Consider the following 2841-nt stretch of genomic DNA (forward strand, 5'->3'; position numbering starts at 1 on the left):
CTGCGTGCTGATCCCGGTGATGTTCTATATCAACGCCACGCTGGGCTGGATGGTGCTTGCCTGCGCGGGCGTGATTATGTTGATCATCTTCGCCTTTCTCGCGCCGTTGCGCCGCCGCTACCAGCAAGTGGTCGATGCCGAGACCTGGAAGGCGGCGGCGCTCGGCGAAACCGTCGTCGGCATCAAGACGGTGAAGGCGCTCGGTCTCGAACCGCAACGCAGGGCGCTTTGGGACGAGCGGGTGGCGGAAGCGGGCAGGGCGCGCCTTGCCTTCGGGCAGCTTGCCAACTGGCCGCAAACGCTTGTCACGCCAATCGAGCGTGCGATGGTCCTCGGCACCATGCTGATCGGAGCTTATCTGGCGATGAGCGACACGTCTGGCTACATGGTCGGCAGCTTGTTCGCATTCATGATGATCGCCCAACGCGTCGCACAGCCTCTCGTCGGTCTTGCTCGACTGGTCGAGGACTTCGAGGAGGTAGGGGCGGCAATCAGCGAGGCAGGATCCGTCCTCAACCGACCCCTGGAAAGCAGTTCGAATTCCACAGGCCTGAGGCCGAAGCTCGTTGGCGAGATCAGTTTCCGTGATCTGACCTTCACCTACATCGGCACCAACACGCCAGCGCTTGACCGGGTCAACTTCGACATTCCAGCAGGGACGATGTTCGGCATCGTCGGGCGCAGCGGTTCAGGGAAATCGACAATTGCGCGGCTTCTGCAGGGGATCAATCGCGATTACAGCGGTTTTCTCAAGCTGGATGGCGTCGACCTCAAGGAAATCAACCTGCGTCACCTTCGCCAGGGGCTCGGCGTGGTCCTCCAGGACAATTTCCTTTTCCGCGGGTCCATTCGAGACAACATCATCGCCGGGCGCCCCGGCCTGACCCTTTCCGACGCCATGCGAGCCGCTCACCTTGCCGGCGCCGAAGAATTCATCGAACGCATGCCCAACGGCTATGACACCTATATTGAGGAAGGTTCGCCCAACCTGTCGGGTGGTCAAAAGCAGCGGCTGGCGATTGCGCGCGCGCTCATCCACGATCCGACCGTCATGATCCTTGACGAGGCGACCAGCGCGCTTGACCCGGAGAGCGAGGCGGTGGTCAGCGCCAATCTCATGCGCATCGCCAGGGGCCGCACGATGATTATTGTTTCGCACCGGCTTTCCTCGCTGACCGAATGCGACCAGATCCTGGTCATGGATCAGGGCCAGGTCCTCGATGTCGCGCCGCATGCGACCCTGCTCGAACGATGTGCGCTCTACCGCCAGCTTTGGATGCAGCAGAACCGGCATCTTGACAATCGCCAAGCTCGTCTGGCCGCTGTGCCGCCGAGACTTGTGTGAGCATCGGCTTCGGGGCGCCCATGAGCAGCATCACCCATTCCAGTCTTCCCGTCCGGCGCCGGACAGAGCCGAGCGATCCGACGATGCCGGTTATCCTGGAATTCCAATGGCCGTCGACGGCCATCGCCAATGCGCCCGTCCCACGAATGGCGCGCGGCATGGTCTGGATCATCTCAAGCATGGTCGTTGCCCTGATAACGCTCTCAGGGCTCATACCGGTCGATCAGGTCGTCTCCACCAGAGGGCTCGTGGTGTCGCAATCGCCAAATATTCTGGTGCAGCCGCTCGAGACGGCGATCGTCCGCTCGATCGAGGTGCGCGAAGGACAGCGCGTGCGAGCCGGTCAAACGCTTGCTCGCCTCGACGCGACCTTCGCCTCCGCTGACCTTGCTGCGCTGACGACACAGGTCTCGACACTTGAAGCCGAAGTGGCCCGTTTGAAAGCGGAAGCCGACGGAAAGCCCTTCAGCTATGACGGTCTGGACCCGAGTTGGACCCTGCAGGCATCGATCTTCGATCGTCGAAAAGCTGTCTACGACGCCAAGCTGTCGAGTTTTGACCGGCAGAGCGATGAACTCAGTTCCGTGATCTCGCGTTCCCGGTCCGATGCTGACGGCTACCGCCAGCGACTGGCCGTCGCGGCTTCGATCGAACGGATGCGCAAGCAACTGGAAGCAAGACAGGTGGGCAGCCGCCTCAATACGCTTCTGGCCGAGGACAACTGGGCAGAGATGTCCCGGGCGCTCGGCAACGCCGAGCAGACATCGGAAGCTGCCAAGCGACAACAGGCGACGGTGGCCGCCGACCGCGATGGCTACATCCAGAGCTGGCGCGCGGAAGTCTCGCAAGGCCTGTCGGAGGCGGGCTCGCGTATGTCCGATGCCCGTGAGCTTCTCAACAAGGCAAAGCTGCGTAAACAGTTGGTTGAGCTGAAAAGCGATGCAAACGCCATCGTTCAGTCAGTGGCGAAGGTTTCCGTCGGGTCGATCCTGCAATCGGGTGACCGGCTGATGACCCTGGTGCCGGACGACGCGGTGCTTGAAATCGAAACGAACATTGTCGGCCGTAGCAGTGGGTTCGTCCAGGTCGGTGACCCCGTGGCCATCAAGTTCGACACCTTTCCATATTCGCAATATGGCCTCGCGCATGGCACTGTGCGCACGGTGAGCCCGGATTCCTTCTCGGCCCGGGAACAGGCGCGCGACCCGAACAGCTCGTTGGCCATGCTGCCCCCGGACGCTGACCTGTTTTACCGCACGCAGATTTCCATCGACGAGGTCGCCCTCCATGGCGTGCCCGCAAGTTTCACGATCGTCCCTGGCATGCCGGTAACCGCTGACGTCAAGGTCGGCCGCCGTACCGTGCTCAAGTATATTCTCGGCGCCATACTCCCCCTAGGCCAAGAAGCGATGAGGGAGCCATAGGCTCGGGCGCCGTGCGCGACAAACGGAGGTATGCGTTCTCGCATCGATGGCAATCCTTGACCGCCTGACTGC

At 61.9% G+C, this 2841-nt stretch carries 2 protein-coding genes; both read left to right on the plus strand.

The genetic code is table 11. The annotated features are described in order from the left end of the window. A partial coding sequence (locus EN943_RS36395) for a peptidase domain-containing ABC transporter (RefSeq protein ID WP_164778587.1) occupies positions 1–1345 on the plus strand: 1345 nt, incomplete at its 5' end. 20 nt (positions 1346–1365) lie between these two features. Beyond that, positions 1366–2769 (plus strand): HlyD family type I secretion periplasmic adaptor subunit, encoded by a 1404-nt coding sequence (locus tag EN943_RS36400; protein ID WP_127416545.1) that lies wholly within the window; start codon positions 1366–1368, stop codon positions 2767–2769. The last annotated feature ends 72 nt before the right edge of the window (positions 2770–2841 follow it).

It is taken from the genome of Mesorhizobium sp. M7A.F.Ca.US.006.01.1.1 (assembly GCF_003997935.1).
In the GTDB taxonomy this organism is placed as follows: Bacteria; Pseudomonadota; Alphaproteobacteria; order Rhizobiales; family Rhizobiaceae; genus Mesorhizobium.